25 protein-coding genes are annotated in these 18,260 nt (G+C 37.0%); 24 read left to right on the plus strand and 1 reads right to left on the minus strand.

All coding sequences use genetic code 11. From position 1 onward, the window contains the following. Positions 1 to 5: 5 nt before the first annotated feature. The 24 genes from C1634_RS12150 to C1634_RS12270 all read left to right on the plus strand — a co-directional run bounded on the left by C1634_RS12150 (position 6) and on the right by C1634_RS12270 (position 17,720). A complete protein-coding gene (locus tag C1634_RS12150; RefSeq protein ID WP_103233239.1) occupies positions 6 to 695 on the plus strand; it encodes an alpha/beta hydrolase in 690 nt (229 codons plus the stop codon). Between the two features lie 86 nt (positions 696 to 781). Beyond that, positions 782 to 1,129, plus strand: coding sequence for a VOC family protein (locus C1634_RS12155; protein WP_103233245.1), 348 nt, complete (start codon positions 782 to 784; stop codon positions 1,127 to 1,129). 12 nt (positions 1,130 to 1,141) lie between these two features. Then, positions 1,142 to 1,546, plus strand: coding sequence for a glyoxalase superfamily protein (locus C1634_RS12160; protein WP_109738483.1), 405 nt, complete (start codon positions 1,142 to 1,144; stop codon positions 1,544 to 1,546). Positions 1,547 to 1,585: 39 nt separating this feature from the next. Further along, on the plus strand, positions 1,586 to 2,419 hold the full coding sequence (locus tag C1634_RS12165; RefSeq protein ID WP_103233238.1) for a helix-turn-helix domain-containing protein: 834 nt from the start codon (positions 1,586 to 1,588) through the stop codon (positions 2,417 to 2,419). Positions 2,420 to 2,467: 48 nt separating this feature from the next. Beyond that, positions 2,468 to 3,598 (plus strand): FAD-dependent oxidoreductase, encoded by a 1,131-nt coding sequence (locus tag C1634_RS12170; RefSeq protein ID WP_109738484.1) that lies wholly within the window; start codon positions 2,468 to 2,470, stop codon positions 3,596 to 3,598. An 85-nt stretch (positions 3,599 to 3,683) separates the two neighbouring features. Continuing rightward, positions 3,684 to 4,895, plus strand: coding sequence for a DUF763 domain-containing protein (locus tag C1634_RS12175; RefSeq protein WP_103233236.1), 1,212 nt, complete (start codon positions 3,684 to 3,686; stop codon positions 4,893 to 4,895). A gap of 284 nt (positions 4,896 to 5,179) precedes the next feature. Further along, positions 5,180 to 5,770: a Crp/Fnr family transcriptional regulator gene (locus C1634_RS12180; RefSeq protein WP_109738662.1), complete on the plus strand. Its 591-nt coding sequence runs from the start codon at positions 5,180 to 5,182 to the stop codon at positions 5,768 to 5,770. 78 nt (positions 5,771 to 5,848) lie between these two features. Continuing rightward, positions 5,849 to 6,256, plus strand: a complete 408-nt coding sequence (locus C1634_RS12185) for a VOC family protein (protein ID WP_103233235.1) — start codon at positions 5,849 to 5,851, stop codon at positions 6,254 to 6,256. Between the two features lie 29 nt (positions 6,257 to 6,285). Continuing rightward, positions 6,286 to 6,747, plus strand: coding sequence for a hypothetical protein (locus tag C1634_RS12190; RefSeq protein WP_103233234.1), 462 nt, complete (start codon positions 6,286 to 6,288; stop codon positions 6,745 to 6,747). A 301-nt stretch (positions 6,748 to 7,048) separates the two neighbouring features. After that, a complete protein-coding gene (locus tag C1634_RS12195) occupies positions 7,049 to 7,573 on the plus strand; it encodes a hypothetical protein (RefSeq protein ID WP_103233233.1) in 525 nt (174 codons plus the stop codon). Between the two features lie 3 nt (positions 7,574 to 7,576). Continuing rightward, positions 7,577 to 8,353 carry an alpha/beta fold hydrolase gene (locus tag C1634_RS12200; RefSeq protein WP_103233232.1) on the plus strand — a complete coding sequence of 259 codons (777 nt, stop codon included), beginning with the start codon at positions 7,577 to 7,579 and terminating at the stop codon, positions 8,351 to 8,353. Positions 8,354 to 8,508: 155 nt separating this feature from the next. Beyond that, on the plus strand, positions 8,509 to 8,940 hold the full coding sequence (locus tag C1634_RS12205; RefSeq protein WP_103233231.1) for a VOC family protein: 432 nt from the start codon (positions 8,509 to 8,511) through the stop codon (positions 8,938 to 8,940). Between the two features lie 202 nt (positions 8,941 to 9,142). After that, positions 9,143 to 9,556 carry an SRPBCC family protein gene (locus C1634_RS12210; RefSeq protein WP_109738485.1) on the plus strand — a complete coding sequence of 138 codons (414 nt, stop codon included), beginning with the start codon at positions 9,143 to 9,145 and terminating at the stop codon, positions 9,554 to 9,556. Between the two features lie 36 nt (positions 9,557 to 9,592). After that, complete coding sequence (locus C1634_RS12215) at positions 9,593 to 9,832, plus strand: helix-hairpin-helix domain-containing protein (protein WP_228410065.1); 240 nt, start codon at positions 9,593 to 9,595, stop codon at positions 9,830 to 9,832. A 138-nt stretch (positions 9,833 to 9,970) separates the two neighbouring features. Beyond that, a complete protein-coding gene (locus C1634_RS12220; RefSeq protein WP_103233229.1) occupies positions 9,971 to 10,837 on the plus strand; it encodes a VOC family protein in 867 nt (288 codons plus the stop codon). A gap of 48 nt (positions 10,838 to 10,885) precedes the next feature. Further along, a complete protein-coding gene (locus tag C1634_RS12225) occupies positions 10,886 to 11,131 on the plus strand; it encodes a hypothetical protein (RefSeq protein WP_394337099.1) in 246 nt (81 codons plus the stop codon). 8 nt (positions 11,132 to 11,139) lie between these two features. Further along, a complete protein-coding gene (locus tag C1634_RS12230) occupies positions 11,140 to 11,568 on the plus strand; it encodes an SRPBCC family protein (protein WP_109738486.1) in 429 nt (142 codons plus the stop codon). A 54-nt stretch (positions 11,569 to 11,622) separates the two neighbouring features. Continuing rightward, positions 11,623 to 12,081: an SRPBCC family protein gene (locus C1634_RS12235; RefSeq protein WP_103233803.1), complete on the plus strand. Its 459-nt coding sequence runs from the start codon at positions 11,623 to 11,625 to the stop codon at positions 12,079 to 12,081. A gap of 41 nt (positions 12,082 to 12,122) precedes the next feature. Next, positions 12,123 to 12,581, plus strand: a complete 459-nt coding sequence (locus C1634_RS12240) for a DoxX family protein (RefSeq protein WP_109738487.1) — start codon at positions 12,123 to 12,125, stop codon at positions 12,579 to 12,581. 174 nt (positions 12,582 to 12,755) lie between these two features. Beyond that, entirely contained in the window at positions 12,756 to 14,759 is a 2,004-nt protein-coding gene (locus C1634_RS12245) for a S9 family peptidase (RefSeq protein ID WP_103233812.1), read from the plus strand. A 600-nt stretch (positions 14,760 to 15,359) separates the two neighbouring features. Beyond that, a complete protein-coding gene (locus C1634_RS12255; protein ID WP_047377580.1) occupies positions 15,360 to 15,938 on the plus strand; it encodes an RNA polymerase sigma factor in 579 nt (192 codons plus the stop codon). Between the two features lie 11 nt (positions 15,939 to 15,949). Next, a complete protein-coding gene (locus tag C1634_RS12260) occupies positions 15,950 to 16,282 on the plus strand; it encodes a hypothetical protein (protein ID WP_109738488.1) in 333 nt (110 codons plus the stop codon). 91 nt (positions 16,283 to 16,373) lie between these two features. After that, positions 16,374 to 16,631 (plus strand): hypothetical protein, encoded by a 258-nt coding sequence (locus C1634_RS12265; protein WP_103233807.1) that lies wholly within the window; start codon positions 16,374 to 16,376, stop codon positions 16,629 to 16,631. Between the two features lie 441 nt (positions 16,632 to 17,072). Beyond that, positions 17,073 to 17,720, plus strand: coding sequence for a J domain-containing protein (locus C1634_RS12270; protein ID WP_103233808.1), 648 nt, complete (start codon positions 17,073 to 17,075; stop codon positions 17,718 to 17,720). A 1-nt stretch (position 17,721) separates the two neighbouring features. Here C1634_RS12270 and C1634_RS26010 read toward each other — a convergent pair whose 3' ends face one another. Further along, positions 17,722 to 17,871 carry a hypothetical protein gene (locus C1634_RS26010; RefSeq protein WP_165835321.1) on the minus strand — a complete coding sequence of 50 codons (150 nt, stop codon included), beginning with the start codon at positions 17,869 to 17,871 and terminating at the stop codon, positions 17,722 to 17,724. Between the last annotated feature and the right edge of the window lie 389 nt (positions 17,872 to 18,260).

Raw genomic sequence — 18,260 nt, forward strand, 5'->3', positions numbered from 1 at the left:
TCATTATGGAACAAAAAGATTTAACCATTATTTTGGTACACGGAGCATGGGGAGACGGATCACACTGGCAATACGTTATTCCTTCACTGACAAAAGCAGGATATAAAGTAAGAAGTGTACAGAATCCATTAACTTCATTGCAGGACGATATTAATAAGACTAAAGATCTTATTGATGCCCAGGACGGGAAAGTGCTTTTAGTAGGGCATTCTTATGGAGGTGCTGTTATTTCAGGAGCAGGACATCATGACAAAGTAGCAGGACTGGTTTATATTGCGGCCTTTGCCCCTGATGCAGGAGACAGTCTGGGATCTCTGTTGGGAAGAAGAGAATCGCCGGGTGGAGCAAGTATTTATCCTGATAACAAAGGTTTTTTATGGATTAAATACGATGAATTTAAATCCGCTTTCTGTCAGGATTTAGACGATGAAAAAGCATTGGTGATGTCGTTGTCACAAAAACCTATTCACGGTCAGTGTTTTGGAGATGTAGCAGGTGATCCGGCATGGAAAACAAAGCCAAGTTGGTATCAGATCTCATTGCAGGATCGCATGATTCCTGCTGAGACCGAAAAAGAAATGGCAGAACGTCTCGAACCTAAGAAAATAATCTCTTTAGATGCAGGACATGCTTCATTGGCATCGCATCCTGAAGAAGTTACTCAATTGATTTTAGAAGCAGCAGCTTCCATCTAATATAATATACAACAGAATAATTGATTAAGCCTTGTGAAATTTTATGTAATTTCACAAGGCTTTTTTTAATGAAAAACGATTACAAAATGGTTAAGAGAATTGTAGCCAATATCAAAACAGAAAACCTCCCTAAAGCAAACATTTTCTATCAGGATATTCTGGGTTTGAATGTTTTGATGGATCATGGCTGGATCATGACTTTGGGTAACGATGAAGAAGCAAAAGTTCAGATCAGCTTTGCCGAGCAGGGGGGAAATGATACCGAAGTTCCAGATCTTTCCATTGAAGTGGATAATGTAGATGAAATATATAGCAAAATGAAAAATGCAGGTTTTGAAATCACCTACGAACTCACTGATGAAGAGTGGGGAGTTCGCCGTTTTTTTGTTAAAGACCCGTTTCAAAAACTGATCAATATACTCTCTCATCAATAAATACATCGTACAATGAAAGCAGATAGAATTATCCCTGTACTAAGAATCTTCGATTATCAGAAAACAAAAGAGTTTTATGTAGACTGGCTGGGATTTGAGATCGTTTGGGAGCATTATTTTGATGAAAATACCCCCGTTTATATGGAAGTGAAAAGAGAAAATATCATTTTCCATTTAAGTGAACATCATGGAGACGGAACACCGGGAACGAGGGTTTCAATTTGGGGTGAAGGCGTTCCGCAATATCATAAAGAACTCATCGAAAAAAAATACAAATACAACCGTCCCGGACTTGAAAAAACGTTCTATGGAGCCGTATCTTTTACGGTAATTGATCCTTTTGGAAATAAAATTACGTTTGAAGAAGAATTTGAAGAAGAAAAACATAAAGATCTGGAGTTGTATTCTCACGATTGACTCTGCTCGAACAGCATCATAAATAGTTATTCATACACTATGTTTTCCAATATACATCAGGAATTTGAAGTCCCGGAAGAATTAAAAGATACCATCAAATGCTTTTGGTACAACAAAAGGGATTATGGAGAAAAACCATCCGAATTTACAGTACTGCCGGATGGTTATGCTGAAATTATCTTTCATTTTGGTAGTGGATGCAGTATTTTACATGATGGGAATATTCAAGCTTTGCCTTCTCCGTTTATCATGGGGCTGCTCAATCAGCCTGCTGTTTTTTATGCTCAAAACCAATTGGAAATTATTGGCGTAAGGTGTTTTCCGTGGGCCGTTTTTGACTTATTGAGCCTTTCCTCAGAAAAAACCGAAAACGGAGTCCATACATTCGAGCATCCTGTGGCAGCGCTTCAATTTGTATTAAAAGACCTCCTTACTCAAGGAAAGATAGAAGAAGCAATCTCTCACATAGAACAATATTTTCTGAAATTACACGAACTCATTACAATGGACAGTCTGCTCTTCAAAGCGGGAGCAGCCATGAGGAAAAACTATGGTGCTACTCCTGTGAATCAAATAGCCGACTCGGCTCATACAACAGTTCGGACATTAGAAAGAAAGTTTAAACAATCTTCCGGGCACACTGTAAAAGATGTATCCGGAATTATGCGTTTTGAACAGATAAGAAACCGATTGTGGCATGCTCCTGAGGCTCATATTGCTGCTCTGGCACAAGAATTTGGGTATACGGATCAATCGCATTTAAGCAGAGAATTTAGGCGGTATAGCGGTACAACACCCGCCGTTTTTGCCCGGGAGGCCAGAAAAAGGAAGCAGATTGTAAACAATGATTTTGTCGCATTTGTACAAGCCTGATACAATGGCATTCCTGAATTTTGTGACATAATCAATACATCAAAAATTATGACACTTAAGCATAAAAAAATAGCCATTATCGGAGCAGGTCCGGTGGGTTTAACCATGGCAGTCTTATTACAGCATAAAGGCGTTGAGGTAACTGTTTATGAAAGAGATCTGAATGCGCAGACAAGGGTTTGGGGCGGAACATTGGATCTTCATCAGCAATCGGGACAGAAAGCCATGAAAAAAGCAGGACTTCTTGATCAATATTACGCTGCCGCATTGCCTATGGGAATCAATATTGCTGACAAACAGGGTGATATACTGTTTACAAAGAAAATTACACCCGAAAATCAATACGACAATCCGGAAATCAACAGAAATCATCTGAGAGAAATGCTGCTTGGCAGTCTGGCAGATCATACAGTAATCTGGGATATGAATTTTACCGGGATGGAAGAAAATGACGGAACATGGCTGCTTCATTTTGAAGATAAACCTGATGTGACTGCCGATCTGGTCATTGGTGCTAATGGAGGAATGTCCAGAGTAAAAAAATACGTGACAGATGCTGAGGTCGAAGAAACCGGAACATTTATTATTCAGGGAGATATTCCGGAGCCGGAGAAAGCATGTCCCGAATTTTTTGAATGGTGTGATGGAAAAAGACCAATGGCGGCTTTTGAAGGCAGTTTATTAGTAGCCAATCCGTATAATAATGGAGCTTTGACTTATGGCGTTATCTTTAAAAAACCTGAAGAATGGAAGGATGGCTGTACATTGGATTTTAAAAATACAGAAGAGGTCTGTCAGTTTCTTTCCGAAAGATTTTCATCATGGAGTAAGCTTTATCAGCAATTATTCCGTTCAACTTCCTTTTTTGTAGGGCTGCCAACACGGAAAATACCATTAGATAAACCGTGGAAAAGTAACCGTTCTCTGCCCGTAACATTGATTGGTGATGCCGCACATCTTATGCCGCCTTTTGCAGGACAGGGCGTGAATACCGGATTGTTAGATGCTTTAATTTTATCAGAAAATTTAACGGACGGAAAATACCAAACAATATCGGAAGCCATTAATGCTTACGAACAACAAATGTTTGTTTATGCCAAAGAAGCACAGCTCGAATCTGGTAAAAATGAACTGCAGATGCGTGATGTCAACTTTTCTTTTACAAGTCTTATCCAATAGGTGATGATTCTAAAGGGGGCAATTAATGATCCGGATCATCAAATAGTAAGATGAATAAAACTTACCTTTACATTTTAATAATAGAATGAAACGTTCCGGAACAGCAGATCTACCTCTTCACTATGGCAAAGTACCGCCATGGCTGTACGAGCGTATGTCTGTACTCGGACTTTCCATTATTGAAGTCATCCTCATGGATTACGGTAAAGATGAGGTATTGCGCCGGCTGGCAGATCCGTTCTGGTTTCAGAGTTTTGGAGCAGTGATGGGGATGGATTGGCATTCTTCGGGAATTACCACTTCCGTTATGGGAGCTTTGAAACGTTCTATTAATCCCAATTCACAATCTTTGGGAATTTATATCTGTGGCGGAAAAGGCAAACTTTCCAGGGAAACTCCATCAGAACTGATTAGAATTGCAGATAAAACCGGACTGAACGGAACAGATCTGGTAAGAGCCAGCAAACTTTCTGCAAAGGTTGATAATACAGCGATTCAGGATGGATACCAGCTGTATCTGCACAATTTCATTCTTTCAGATAATGGAAACTGGAGTGTCATTCAGCAGGGCATGCATGAATCAGACGGAACAGCAAGACGGTATCACTGGCATTCTGAAAACATTACATCATTTATAGAAAAGCCTCATACAGGAATTAATGGAATTTCAAGAGGAAGAATTCTCAATCTTACCGATACCGATGCTTCAGACAACAGAAAAGGAATTCTGGATATTTCTCATACCGATTCAGTAGATGTAATGAAGGATTTTGCAAGACTGATTCTGCCTGCTCATCATGACGTTCAGGCTTCCGACGTAGATCTGAAAAGATTAGGTGCCCTTTTATATGTCACCCGTGAGCAGCAGCCTCAGAATTTTGAAGATTTGCTGATGCTGGAAGGGGTAGGGCCAAGGACCATGCAGTCATTGGCTTTGGTAAGTGAAGTCATTCACGGAGCACCATCCAGATTTGCAGATCCTGCTAGATTTTCCTTTGCACATGGGGGTAAAGATGGTCATCCTTTCCCGGTTCCTACCAAAACGTATGATGAAAGTATCAGTATTCTCAGAAAAGGAATAGAAAAATCCAAACTGGGAAATTCTGATAAATTGAATTCTTTAAATAAACTTCACCAGATCGTAGCCACGGCAGAAAAAGATTTTACTCCGGATTTTGATATTCAGGAAGTCATTGAAGAAGAAAGACAAAACTCCTGGCGTTTTGGTGGAAAAACAGTGTTTGGGGATGCTCAGAAACCCAATCCTCCGAAATCCATACAGCTTTCTCTCTTCTAAGTTTCCTATTTCTTTTAAAAATTTGCGATTACTATTATCGGCAAATAGTTATTCCCATCCTTTGGAGGGGTGGCGAAAATTCAAAGAATTTTTGACGGGGTGGTTAAAGTCGTTCTGTTGTCCGGCACTTTAGATAACTGTTTAAATTTTATCCAATTTCAAGTATCTATTATTTCAGCATCATAGATAATCTTCTATGAATACTTAAATGACTTTGTTTAATGTTTTTTATCTTTAATTCAATTAAAAATTTTATTTTTAAAAACTTAAAAAAAATTGACCAAATGACGAATCAAGCCCTGGAAATATGTTACGATTTTCCTTTCTTTTTCCCTGAAGAACTTGCTGAAATATTTCAGGCTCATGAAAAAACATCATTCCAAAAAGGTGATTTCATTCTTGAAGAAGGAAAAACAGCCAATGAATATTATATTCTTGAGAGCGGACTGGCACGTTCCTATGTTAATGATTTTAATGGAAATGAAGTAACCACCCATTTTTTTACCGAAAATGAAGTCATTATCGAGGTTTTATCAATGTTTCAACGGGTTCGGTCCCAGGAAAATATCGTTTGTATTACAGACTGTGAATGTTGGAAGCTAGATTATGACACCTTTCAGGAATTATTCCATAAAATCCCCAACCTTAGAGAATGGGGGAGGTCCTGGATGTCTCAGGAACTTTTTGCCTATAAACAGCGTTCTGTAGAAATGTTTACCCTTTCAGCTACCAAAAGATACCTTAATCTCCTGGAACAGAAACCTAAAGTCATACAATTTGCTCCTTTAAAGCAGATTGCCTCCTACCTGGGAGTGACAGACACTTCTCTGAGCCGTATTCGTAAAGAAATCGTTTCCCATCCTAAGAAAAATTAAATCTTGCCTTATGACAAGTTGATTTTCATCACACCTTGGTAATTTTGGTTAAAAGTTTAACACTAAAAATTACAAAAAATGAAAGTCAATCAAATCTATGTGAACCTTCCGGTAAAAGATGTGCAGAAAACAAAAGAATTCTGGACCAATGTCGGGTTTGCAATCAATGAGCAATTCTCTGATGATAAAGCAACCTGTGTTGTGTTGAATGATACCATCTATGTGATGTTTCTGCAGGAAGAATATTTTATGACCTTTACCAATAAACCTGTTACCAAAGAGAATACCAGCCAGGTTCTTGTAGCAGTAGGTCTTAATAGCCGTGAAGAAGTTGATCAGGTAGTGAATACTGCGGTAGAAAATGGGGCATGGCAGCACGAAGAACCTCAGGATTACGGATGGATGTACCAGAATTCTTTTTGGGATCTGGATGGGCACGGTTGGAATATCACTTTTGCGGATATGTCTCAAATGCCTGCAGAGTAATCTGTTATCATCACATAAATACACACCCTATGGAAACACAATCAAACGATATAGAAATCATAAAAAATCAGGTAGCCAGTACTTATTATGTGATTACTTCAAATATCGACGGCATTTCCCATGAAGAATCTATGATTTTTCCCAATGGTGAAGCCAATTGTATGAACTGGATTCTTGGACATTTGATCTATATAAGAAATCCTTTACTGAATATTCTTGGAAAAGAATCTGTTTGGGACAGCGAAAAATTTTCATTTTACAACAGAGGTGAAATTGCTTTAGATCACAAAGATAAATTAATCAACTTTGAAGATTTAAAATCGTATTTGAAACAATCTCAGGACACACTGGAAGCAAAACTCAATACTCTTGAAAGCTTTAAACCTGAAATGATTAAAGATATCTCAACCCTAAGTCTTCATGAAATTTACCACAGCGGACAGCTGGGATATCTCCGTAGAATTTTAGGAAAACCAGGCGCAATAAAATAACCTGTTATTTTGAAATTCTTAGCCTTGTCAGAAATGAGAAAAACAGATTAAGCAAAATGATAACCCGCAATCATTTGCAAAATCTCCAAGATCTGCGAGAAAATTATAAGCAAGATTTCTTGCTTTACCCGGAATGACAAGTATATTGTTGAAATATTGGCATTATCTTTTAGAAGAGTACAATTTCATCAAAGATAAAATCCTCGCGCCTTAAAAAAATACAGTTTATAGAAACCTTGCGTCTTTGCGTTTCTCAAACCCTCTAACCTCTAATTTCTAACTTCTAATCTCTAATTAAAAAATGGACACACCAAAATCAAAAAAAATGGAAGTCATTATTCCGGCTTACAGAATGCATTCCCAAAGCTTTATGAATGTTTTGGAAGGCATCTCGGAAGAAGACGCTTTGAAAAGAATTGAAAATAAAACCAATCATATTGTCTGGATGGCCGGAAACTTTGTCAACATGCGCTATGGTTTAGGCTGGGTACTCGGACTTCGGGAAGAAGACCCTTACAGTGACTTGTTTTTCCAGGGAAAAGCTTTGGATGAAAGCTTTCAATATCCAACTTTAGCAGAACTGAAAGAGAATTTTCATGCCATCTCCGCAAAAGTATATCAGAAACTCTTTGAAGTAACTGATGAAGAACTGGACGAAATATTTGAAATAGGAATGAATATCCCTTTCGTTAAAGAAACAAAACTCAATTTTGCAGGAATGTGCATCGGCCGTGAAGACTACCTATGCGGACAGATAGGTTTGATGCGCAGGATTTTAAACTATCCGGGAATGAAGTATGGTGTGGATGAAAACCTTAAGTACTAACCGATGAATCCAGTAGAAAAAGGCTATAAGAAAGTCAACGGAATCCAATTGTATTATGAGATCTATGGATCTGGAAAACCTTTGGTTCTGGTACATGGAGGAGGTTCTTCTATCCTGTACGATTTTGAAGAGGTTATTGTAAGACTGAAGAACAGCTTTCAGCTAATAGGAATCGATCTGCAGAATCATGGACGAAGTGAGCATCGCGATATTCCTGAAACATTTGAACAGGATGCTGATGATGTTGCCGGACTTTTGGCAGAACTCAACATTAAAAAAGCCTCGTTCTGGGGATTCAGCAACGGTGGAAATACGGTGATGCAGATTGCTCATCGCCATCCGGGAATCGTAGAAAAATTGGTTGTGGCCTCAGCATTTTATAAAAGAAACGGAATGATAGATGGGTTTTTTGAAGGAATGCAGGAAGCAACATTTGAATCTATGCCGGAGCCTTTCAAAATTAATTTTTTAAACCTCAATCCGGACTTTTCAAAGCTGGAGAACCTTTTTGAGAAAGACTGCAGAAGGATGCAGACTTTTGAAGATTGGAATGATGAAGTGCTGGCTTCCATACAATCCCCCGCATTATTCATCAGTGGAGATAGAGACGTTATGAAACCGGAGCACGCAGCAGCGATGTGGCGTCTGGTGAAAAACTCAAGATTAATGATCCTTCCCGGAACTCATGGCGTATATATGATGCCGGACTTTGACGGAAGTATTGATGAAAATTTAATAGACTTTACAGTCAAAGAAGTAGAAAAATTTTTAACCCATTAAAACCTTTCAAATAGTATGCTGAGTGAAGGTAAATCATGCTGATTGATTCCCTTTTAAATTAAAACTCTGCTTACTATTCATAGTAAATTAATCAATCCTTAATGGATCAATAGGAGAACCTTTACTTTATAATAATAACTTTAAAATTTAAAATCATGGCTAAATTAAATCCGTATCTAAATTTTGACGGAACAGCTGAAGAAGCGTTCAATTTTTACAAAACTATTTTTGGAGGTGAATTCGTCGGAGGAATTCATAAAATGGGAAATGCTCCAGGCACCGAAAACCTCTCTGAAGAAGAAAAAAACAGAGTAATGCACATCGCACTGCCTATTGGGGGCGACCTTTTAATGGCATCTGATATTGTACCCGGATTTGGACAGACCCTTACCGTAGGGAACAACAATTATGTTTCTATTTTCCCCGATTCCAGAAATGAAGCAGACAGACTTTTCAAAGAACTTTCTGACGGTGGAAATGTAGAAATGCCGATTGAAGATCAGTTTTGGGGAGACTATTTTGGTTGCTTTCAGGATAAATATGGTGTTCATTGGATGGTGAACTATAATGAAGAATATGCAAAATAATCCTATATTTAACTAATGATAAAAGAGATGAGGCTGTCTCAAAAGTGTCATTCTGAACGCAGAGAAGGTCTGCGAATGGAGTGAAGAATCACATATAATTGGAAATCAATAAGATTCTTCCTTTATTAGAACGACGGAAACCCAATTGTTTGACTTTTGAGACAGCTGCAGCTCTTTATTTAAACTTTAAAAAAATAGAACTATGGATCCAATTAAAATAGACATTACAATTTTAGCACCGGTTGAAAAGGTTTGGAATTATTTCAATGAGCCAAAACATATCACAAAATGGAATTTCGCTCACGAAAGCTGGCAGTGCCCTAGTTCTGAAAATGACCTTAAGGTAGGTGGTAAATTTAAAAATAGAATGGAAGCTAAAGACAAAAGCTTCGGATTTGATTTTGAAGGAGTATATGATGAAATTATTCCTCATGAAATCATCAAATATCATATTGAAGACGGACGTAAAGTAGAAGTCGTTTTCGATAAAATAGATGAAAATACAACGAAAGTCATTGAGATTTTCGAGCCCGAAAAGCAAAATTCCGTGGAAATGCAGCGAGATGGCTGGTATGCCATTCTTAACAACTTCCACAAATATGTTGAGAATCACTAACTATATTTTTTTGTAGCCATGATCAATTTAGTTATCATGTCAAAGAGTTTAAATTCCATTTATACTTTTAATTATGACCCTCAAGAAGAATTTCTTCATGGGGTTATTGCAATACCTGCAAGAAGAGCTTTAGAAAAAGAAAAAATAAATTCTTTAGAAAAATTGTCGGATTATTCTGAAAAAGAAATTATGCAGCTTCATGGTTTCGGGAAAAACACGATGGTGAAACTGAAGAACTATATGAAAGAAAATCAGGTAGGCTTTAAGGAAGTATAACACTATATAAACGAAACTTTATGCCCTTGCTGATAAAAACGACTTGTCTCTTTTAACTGCAAAGGCATAAAGTTTCGCCTGCTCTATGTTTTTGTGAAAAATAGAATAAACATATTGCCCTAAATAAAATTTAAAATTATGAATAAAGATATTTTCCCATGTCTCTGGTATGACGGAGACGCCAAGCAGTCTGCAGAATTTTACTGTAAAGTTTTTGGAGGCGAAATTACGGCAGATACCCCTGTAGTGATGAATGTTGATCTGTTTGGACAGAGGCTGATGCTTCTGAACGGAGGTCCGCAATTTAAAAAAAATGCTTCTATCTCTTTCATGGTGATCTGTGAGACAGAAGATGAGGTTCAGAAATACTGGGATCAGTTACTGGATGGCGGTATGGCTCTGATGGAACTGGGTTCTTATTCATGGAGCAAAAAGTACGGTTGGGTTCAGGATAAATATGGCGTAACGTGGCAGCTGTTTTTGGGTGAAAAAGCAAGCGATCAGAAAATAATTCCTACTTTGATGTTTATCCATCAGAATAACGGAAAAGCAAAAGAAGCAATAGAATTGTATACCCGTACTTTTCCCAACTCAAGCATAGGAAATATATTGACCTATGGAGCAGGAAGTGAAGGGCATGATATACCAGAACCGGCAGAAAATGTTCAGCATGCCCATTTTGTGATTGACAACTACAGTTTATTCTGCATGGATAATTCTTACGATCATCAGTTTGATTTTAATGAAGGAATATCATTGGTTGTAATGACTGATGACCAACAGCAGACTGATCATTACTGGAATACCCTGACGGCAGATGGAGGAAGAGAAAGTATGTGTGGCTGGTTAAAAGATAAATATGGAATGAGCTGGCAGATTGTACCTAAAAGACTTATTCAGCTCATGAACGATTCCAATCAGGAAAAAGCTTATAAAGTAGTGCAGGCCATGATGAAAATGCAGAGAATCATCATCCAGGATTTGGAAGATGCTTATCATTCTTAAATTATTTTCGGCGTATTGTTTGATATGATGTAGAGAAGAGATTTGCTTATGAAAACACAGAGCAAATCAAAATCGAAGTCAAAAGTACCTAAAGAAGTAGTGTTTCCGGAAATTATCCGGAACGATTATAACGGAAGCCGGAAGCTGCTGGGTAAAAAAGCAGTTATTTCTGGAGAAGACAGCGGTACCGGACAGGCTGTAGCCGTTCATTTCGCCAGAAAAGGTAGAAGTAGTAATATAACAACTTTCTCTCAAACGCGCTCCAGCCTAATCATCTGCAACCTAAAACCTTAAAAAAATATATGGAAAAATTATCATACGAAATAGAAATTAATGCCGAACCTGAAAAAGTATGGAGTGTGCTTTGGTCAGATATCACTTACAGGCAATGGACAACAGCTTTTACAGAGGGTTCTTTTTACGAAGGAGCTCTTGAAGAGAAAAGTATCATTAAATTTTTGGATCCCAAAAACAACGGAATGTACAGCCGGGTAGAAAAAGTAATCCCTAATGAGGAAATAAAATTTCTGCATCTTGGCGAAATTTATGAAGGCATTGAAGTGGCTCAGGACTGGGGTGAGGCAACAGAAGCCTATTTTCTTGAGGAGAACGAAGAAGGAACATTATTGAAAGTAGAAATTCAGACTCCTGCAGAGTTTAAAGAATTTTTTGAAGAGAAATTTCCGAAAGCGATGCTTATTGTTAAGCACTTATCGGAAAACCAGCTGTAGTCATGCATGAAGGAGGTTTATAAAATATTCTAACAAATCATTAAAATATAAAATATGGAAACCTTATCATACGAAACAATAATTGATGCTCCATTACAGAAAGTCTGGGACATTCTCTGGAGCCCTGAAACATATAGTGAATGGACCCTGTATTTCGGTGCCGGATCCATCATGAAATCCGACTGGAAAGTAGGAGGCAAAACCTATTTTCTGAATGCTCACGGTGAAGGAATGGTCTCTACTATTGACAGTCTGGATGAACCCAATCAGATCGTATTCAAACATCTTGGGATGGTAGATAAAGACGGTAATGAGGATACACAAAGCAAAGAAGTCATGGAGTGGAATGGCAGTCTTGAAAAGTATTTTCTCATCGATTTTGACGGAAAAACAAAACTTCATGCCGAAGTTCATGTTGAAAAACAATGGGAGGACCATATGAATACAGGCTTTACAAAAGGATTGATGGTTGTAAAAAGCCTTGCCGAAGGAGTCAATTTAACCTCAGTATAAAAAGATTAACTATCTTCCCTAATCCCTATCACCTAAAAAATATGAAACTATTAGTAATTCTTTTCGTAACATTTATTCTGGCTTTGCTGGGAACTTTTTTATTTCAGGGAAAACCGGATTTTATATTTTCAGGTAACCTGGGAATGGCTGTTTTTATTCTGTTTACAGGTCTTTCACATTTTAAATTTCAGAAAGGAATGGCGATGATGATTCCTGATTTTATGCCTGCAAAAATGTTTTGGGTATATTGTACAGGAGTCCTTGAAATGGCAGCAGGAATTGGTCTTATGATTCCGGCCATTCGTGAAATAACAGCAATTTTACTGATCATTTTTTATGTATTGGTTTTTATTGCCAATATCAATTCTTCCAGAAAAAAGATTAATATTTTTAAAGCAGATCATACAGGTCCCGGGATGAAATATCTTTATTATCAAAGGATACCCATGCAGATTATTTTAATAGTCTGGACCTGGTATTTTGGAATTTATTTACACTAAGTAAAAGACAGTCTAATAAGGCTGTCTTTTTTAATAAAATCATTTTTTTTAAATTAATCGATAAAATAGTGTAACGTTTTATAGGGGTAATGTGTCTTATTGTATAAGTGCATTTATTTTTTATTGTTTTAAAAATAAGTGCTTTCTATAACTTTAACCTTAAAAACAGAAGTTATGCACCTAAATCACAAAATTTTCGGTACAGCCATTATTGTACTATCTACTATGATGATCAACGCACAAAGCTCTACAGCCAAGCTGCCGGGAGATCCTACTTTGCCATCTTCCAAGGCTAATCTTGAAAAACTTATTTCTTATGATAAAGGAAGTTTTACATACAAAGTGGAAGATTACTTTGCAAGACCAAAAGCCTCAGCATTTAAAATCTCTCCTGATGGAAAATATCTTTCCTATAAAGAAAAAGATCAGGACAAAAAAAATCATGTCTATGTAAAAGACTTAAGTACGGGAAAAGCGACCAAAGCTATCGTAGAAAAAGACGATCTGATCAAAGGCTACGGCTGGCTGAATAAAAAACGTCTTTTTTATACTCAGGATAAAGGAGGAAACGAAAATATTCATTTGTATGCTACAGATATTGATGGAGGAAACCAAAAGGATTTGACACCCTTTGAGGGAGTTAAAGTAGGTTCTATAATTCCTGTAAAAGATACTGACTTTGTTGTGGTTACTATGAATAAGAACAATAAGCAGATTTTTGAACCTTTTAAAATCAATTATATTACCGGAGAGACCACCCAGTTGTATGAAAATAAGAATGTAAACAGCCCTATTGACGATTATATTTTTGATAAAGATGGAAATCTGAGAGGCTACAGCGTTCTGGAAAACGGACTGACAACAAAAACCTATTATAAAGATCTGCAGACAGGGAAATTCAATCTGATTAAATCTGCGGACTGGTCTGATACCTTTGGAATCATCGAATTTAATGAAAATTCTAAAAATAAAGATGAAGCATATGTTGTAACGAATCTGGATAGTGATAAAGCGAGAATCGTTCTGTATGATCTAAAGAAAAATGCAGTGATTAAAGAAATCTATTCGAATCCTGTGTACGATGTAAGCTCATTAAGCACAGCTGGTAAAAACAGAAACTATGAACTGGATTATATCAGTTACGAAGGAACAAAAGGAGAGACTGTTCCGGTAAGTAAATTTTATAAGGAAATTGATGCCCAATTAAAATCTCAATTTGGGGGCAAAGAGTTCGGTATTGCTTCTTCAGATGATAACAATGATAAGCTCTTAGTTGTTGTGGGAAGTGACAAGCTTTATGGAACCTATTATGAATATGATACAAAAACGAAACAGACCAAACTTCTTTACAACCTGATGCCTCAGCTGAAGGAAGAAGATATGGCTGAAATGAGACCTATTGAATTCAAAAGCAGAGACGGAGTTACTATTCACGGATATATCACACTGCCTAAAGCAGCATTGGACGGCAAAAAAGCTCCAATGATTGTGAATCCTCACGGTGGTCCTCAGGGGATCAGAGACAGCTGGGGATTCAACCCGGAAGCGCAATTATTTGCAAGTCGTGGATATGCTACCCTTCAGGTCAATTTCAGAATTTCCGGAGGCTATGGTAAATCATTCCAGAAATCAGGTTATAAGCAAATTGGAAGAAAGGCAATGGATGATGTAGAAGATGGTGTAAAATATGCAATCAGCCAGGGATGGGTAGATAAAGATAAAGTAGCCATCTATGGAGGAAGTCATGGTGGATATGCAACCTTAATGGGACTGATTAAAACTCCGGATCTGTACGCGTGCGGAGTAGATTATGTAGGAGTATCCAACATATTTACCTTCTTTGCTTCCTTCCCGGAATACTGGAAACCCTATAAAGAAATGGTAAAACAGATCTGGTATGATCTTGATAATCCTGAAGAAGCAAAAATTGCTAAAGAAGTGTCTCCGGTGTTCCAGATAGACAAAATCAAGAAACCATTATTTGTAGTACAGGGAGCTAATGATCCAAGGGTAAATATCAATGAGTCTGATCAGATTGTAAAAGCTATGCGTGCTAAAGGTTTTGAAGTTCCTTATATGGTAAAATATGATGAAGGACACGGATTTGGAAAAGAACCAAACAGAATAGAACTTTACAAGTCGATGTTAGGATTCTTTGCAGAAAACTTTAACAAATAAACTATTAATTTTATAATGTGGAAACGGAAGGCAAAAGCCTTCCGTTTCTTTTTTTGTCATGGCAGGTGTTGGAAAAAGTCATTGCGAACCGAAGGTGAAGCAATCTCAATATTGTTTATACAATTGATGATGGGAAAACGCAAAAATATTTCGACTTCGCTCAATATGAGGTTTTTCAGCAAGCGATCTATTATTATTTTTCTCGCAGATCATGGAGATTACGCAGATCTTTTTCATAACCATCTGCCTCGTTTGTAAAATTAGCAAGAGGATTTAAAAATATGAGTGTTCAATTTTATCAGAGATAAAATCTTTAGCGCCTTTGAGTTTTCAAACCAAAAAAAGAATATTATTTTATAATTCATCATTCATACCCCTAGCCCCGATAGCAGCGGTTACCCCGCAACAAGAGTGGATGCAGGAAGGTTTGAGCGGGGTAGTGTTGTGTGAGGAGTATGAGCGGATAGCGGGAACAAGCTTCTGAAAAACAGGAAAATATTTTCATGAAATAAAGTTCGATGGATAAAAGAAAAATTGATTTGTAAGAAAAATATTTTAAATTTATTAAAGTAAAACCAAAAGGATAGCCGTCATAACAATATGGAGGTTGTCGAAAAAATAACAATGCCACAGAAGGAGAAAGAAAGCATCATCTCACAGACCGTTTCCAACTACGGAGGAAAGCTGATGTCTTATATTCGTCCCAAAGTGAAAAACACGGAGGATGCGGAAGATATTCTACAAGAGGTGTGGTATCAGTTCAGTAGCCTTACGAATATTTCTGAAATCGTAAACGTTGGAGGCTGGCTGTACAGGGTAACGGCAAATAAAATCACAGACCGTTACCGCAAAAAGAAAACAGAAAATCTTGAAGATTTCGTATATGAGGATGAAGACGGCAGTTTTTCTATCAAGGATATTCTTTTGATGGATGAGAGCGCCGGCCCTGAAGTGAAGATGTTTCAGGATGAGATCTGGAAAAAACTGTTCGAAGCACTTGATGAACTTCCCGAAAAACAAAGGCTGGTCTACGTAGAAAATGAATTGAACGACAAAACCCTCCAGGAGATCGCCGATGAACAGGGAGAAAACATCAAGACCATCATCAGTAGAAAAAACTATGCTGTGAAGCACTTGAGAAACCGATTGAGAAAGTTATACGAAGATTTAAAAAGTTAGAAAAAAAAATTATGAATTATAGACACAAGAAGGGTTGGATTTTTTTATTGTTATGTCCACCAGTAATCTTAGCTGCTGTTACATGGATTGTAATGCTGCTTTGGAATTGCCTTCTTCCGGAAATTTTAGGAGTAAAAACGATTACATTCTGGCAGGCAATGGGGATACTGATCCTTAGTAAAATTCTTTTCGGAGGCTTCCATTTCGGTAAAGGAATGAAAGATTTTAAGGAAAGAAAAATGAGAGAAAAAATGGCAAGTTGGTCCCCTGAGGAAAGAGAAAAATTCAAGGAAGTTTGGAGAAATAAGTGCTCAGGAGGATTCTTCAACAGAAACAACGAATAATTTAAAAACTTTAAAGAAGTAGTAAAGTAAAATTAAAATTCATTCGTCTTTATAAAAAACAAGAAGTAGTAAAATTTAAAATTTTGAAAAAATGAAAAATTCAGCATTAAAAGGAGCTCTAGGAGCACTAGCCGTTGTGGGTGTAGCATTAATTGCTAAAAAAGCAGTACAAAGAAAAAGATTTATCAAAGGTATTTTTGATGAATACGGAATCAAAGAAAAATCGCCTTTCGGACTGGCAGATAAGATCAGAGAAATGAATGAGGAAGACTATCAGGAACTGAAAGGGAAATTCAAAAAAGAATTCCATTCAAGATGCTGCAAAAAGGATAATACCTGCGAAGCATAAGAAGTAAAAAACTAAATTGAAATTGTTGAACTCCGGCGCGGGAAGCTTTGCTTCCCGCGCCGGAGTTTTTTATTTAAGGATTATACAGATAATACAGGTGGAGGCACATTATAGATCTGCAATGTCAGCTTAATCTGTGGGAAAATTATTTTCAACATACAGTTTAGATTCTTTGCTTTGCTCAGAATGACAGAAGCCGTATTAAAATGTTCATTAGTAGAGTGAAATTTTATCGAAGATAAAATCCTTGCCTTAAAACATAGTTTATAAATTACTTTCCGCCTTTGCGTTTCCCAACCCTATTTTCCAACTCCAGCTTATGAATTATTGAGATGGGTTCACCTTCGGTTCACAATGACTTCTGGTCTGTTTTTATTAGCTGAAATTTTGTAGCAAATATCAAACGCAAAAAAAAATAAATCCTTATTTTTGTATTGCTCAATGAAAGATTACTACTATTTTCTCGGTATATCCCAGGATGCTTCGGAAGAAGACGTCAAAAAAGCTTATCGAAAGTTGTCTTTAAAATATCATCCCGATAAGAATGACAATGATGATTTCTTTGCTGACCGTTTCCGTGAAATTCAGGAGGCTTACGAGACATTGAGTGATCCGTCCAGAAGACGTACCTATGACCAGAATTTAGAAAGTCATCAGCGAAGTTTCAGATATAATATTCCGCCTGCAATCAAAACTTTTACAGCGAATAAAATTCATGCGAAAAAAGGAGAGGAGATTATCATCAACTGGCAGACGAGCAATGCCGATGTGGTGAAAGTATTGCCTTTCGGATTAGAAAAGCCGTATGGAGAAAGGATCTTTAAGATCACAGAATTTAAAGATGGAAAATTCCAGCTTTTGCTTCATGCAACAAATTCTCTTTTGCACAAAACAGTTGTTCAGGGAATTACCATTACAGAGGTTTTTGAAAATGACTCTGAGAAGTTCAAAAGCACTGTAGAAGAAATGTTGAAACCACAACCCAGAACGATGATGAACAGGTATGGGCAGCCTAAAATAATGATGCTGATTTGGGGGATTATTATAATAGCAGTTGCTATATATATGCTAATCAGAAGTTTCGGTTAGCCTAAGCCATTTTCTTTCTTCCCGGGCATTTTTTGCATCTTTTCCCTTTTTTGAACTTTTTGCAGCAAGATTTCTTTTCACAGAACATCTCTTCGTTTTTGAATGAGTAAGGAGCCAAAGGCGCTACTTTAAATGGTACAATCATATTCATGTTGCAAATATATTAATTTAGAATAAATATAATTAATAAAATTTCATAAAATTCATAAGCCCTGATGGATAACATCGCAAACCCGCTTTCACAAGGGAAAAACAAATCCGGATTCTTTACCAGATTGTCTTTTAATTTCTCCAAAAATTGAAGTTAAGCTTAGGTTTTAAGTAAATAAAAGCGAATTTGATAGAAAGAGAAGATCACTAACAGTTTGCAGAGTTATTAAATTAATACACAACTATTTTATTGGAGTTAAATTGATCTTTTTTTTGCATATTATGCATGGAATAGGGGTGATCTTTATTTAAACTAATGTTAACCTTGCCAGAAGTTTATTAAAAATAGAGTAGGTCGAATGGCTTCATTGTTTTTGTGAATTATCACTC

The sequence above is a fragment of the Chryseobacterium viscerum genome (genome assembly GCF_002899945.2).
In the GTDB taxonomy this organism is placed as follows: domain Bacteria; phylum Bacteroidota; class Bacteroidia; order Flavobacteriales; family Weeksellaceae; genus Chryseobacterium; species Chryseobacterium viscerum.

What these genes read in the sequence shown, in the direction of transcription:
- C1634_RS26010 (WP_165835321.1), bottom strand. Translation starts at nt 17,871, where the DNA reads ATGAATATGATTGTACCATTTAAAGTAGCGCCTTTGGCTCCTTACTCA.
- C1634_RS12240 (WP_109738487.1), top strand. Translation starts at nt 12,123, where the DNA reads ATGAAACTATTAGTAATTCTTTTCGTAACATTTATTCTGGCTTTGCTG.
- C1634_RS12255 (WP_047377580.1), top strand. Translation starts at nt 15,360, where the DNA reads ATGGAGGTTGTCGAAAAAATAACAATGCCACAGAAGGAGAAAGAAAGC.
- C1634_RS12165 (WP_103233238.1), top strand. Translation starts at nt 1,586, where the DNA reads ATGTTTTCCAATATACATCAGGAATTTGAAGTCCCGGAAGAATTAAAA.
- C1634_RS12180 (WP_109738662.1), top strand. Translation starts at nt 5,180, where the DNA reads ATGACGAATCAAGCCCTGGAAATATGTTACGATTTTCCTTTCTTTTTC.
- C1634_RS12270 (WP_103233808.1), top strand. Translation starts at nt 17,073, where the DNA reads ATGAAAGATTACTACTATTTTCTCGGTATATCCCAGGATGCTTCGGAA.
- C1634_RS12230 (WP_109738486.1), top strand. Translation starts at nt 11,140, where the DNA reads ATGGAAAAATTATCATACGAAATAGAAATTAATGCCGAACCTGAAAAA.
- C1634_RS12200 (WP_103233232.1), top strand. Translation starts at nt 7,577, where the DNA reads ATGAATCCAGTAGAAAAAGGCTATAAGAAAGTCAACGGAATCCAATTG.
- C1634_RS12215 (WP_228410065.1), top strand. Translation starts at nt 9,593, where the DNA reads ATGTCAAAGAGTTTAAATTCCATTTATACTTTTAATTATGACCCTCAA.
- C1634_RS12160 (WP_109738483.1), top strand. Translation starts at nt 1,142, where the DNA reads ATGAAAGCAGATAGAATTATCCCTGTACTAAGAATCTTCGATTATCAG.
- C1634_RS12235 (WP_103233803.1), top strand. Translation starts at nt 11,623, where the DNA reads ATGGAAACCTTATCATACGAAACAATAATTGATGCTCCATTACAGAAA.
- C1634_RS12170 (WP_109738484.1), top strand. Translation starts at nt 2,468, where the DNA reads ATGACACTTAAGCATAAAAAAATAGCCATTATCGGAGCAGGTCCGGTG.
- C1634_RS12220 (WP_103233229.1), top strand. Translation starts at nt 9,971, where the DNA reads ATGAATAAAGATATTTTCCCATGTCTCTGGTATGACGGAGACGCCAAG.
- C1634_RS12205 (WP_103233231.1), top strand. Translation starts at nt 8,509, where the DNA reads ATGGCTAAATTAAATCCGTATCTAAATTTTGACGGAACAGCTGAAGAA.
- C1634_RS12155 (WP_103233245.1), top strand. Translation starts at nt 782, where the DNA reads ATGGTTAAGAGAATTGTAGCCAATATCAAAACAGAAAACCTCCCTAAA.
- C1634_RS12190 (WP_103233234.1), top strand. Translation starts at nt 6,286, where the DNA reads ATGGAAACACAATCAAACGATATAGAAATCATAAAAAATCAGGTAGCC.
- C1634_RS12175 (WP_103233236.1), top strand. Translation starts at nt 3,684, where the DNA reads ATGAAACGTTCCGGAACAGCAGATCTACCTCTTCACTATGGCAAAGTA.
- C1634_RS12210 (WP_109738485.1), top strand. Translation starts at nt 9,143, where the DNA reads ATGGATCCAATTAAAATAGACATTACAATTTTAGCACCGGTTGAAAAG.
- C1634_RS12150 (WP_103233239.1), top strand. Translation starts at nt 6, where the DNA reads ATGGAACAAAAAGATTTAACCATTATTTTGGTACACGGAGCATGGGGA.
- C1634_RS12195 (WP_103233233.1), top strand. Translation starts at nt 7,049, where the DNA reads ATGGACACACCAAAATCAAAAAAAATGGAAGTCATTATTCCGGCTTAC.
- C1634_RS12260 (WP_109738488.1), top strand. Translation starts at nt 15,950, where the DNA reads ATGAATTATAGACACAAGAAGGGTTGGATTTTTTTATTGTTATGTCCA.
- C1634_RS12225 (WP_394337099.1), top strand. Translation starts at nt 10,886, where the DNA reads ATGAAAACACAGAGCAAATCAAAATCGAAGTCAAAAGTACCTAAAGAA.
- C1634_RS12245 (WP_103233812.1), top strand. Translation starts at nt 12,756, where the DNA reads ATGCACCTAAATCACAAAATTTTCGGTACAGCCATTATTGTACTATCT.
- C1634_RS12265 (WP_103233807.1), top strand. Translation starts at nt 16,374, where the DNA reads ATGAAAAATTCAGCATTAAAAGGAGCTCTAGGAGCACTAGCCGTTGTG.
- C1634_RS12185 (WP_103233235.1), top strand. Translation starts at nt 5,849, where the DNA reads ATGAAAGTCAATCAAATCTATGTGAACCTTCCGGTAAAAGATGTGCAG.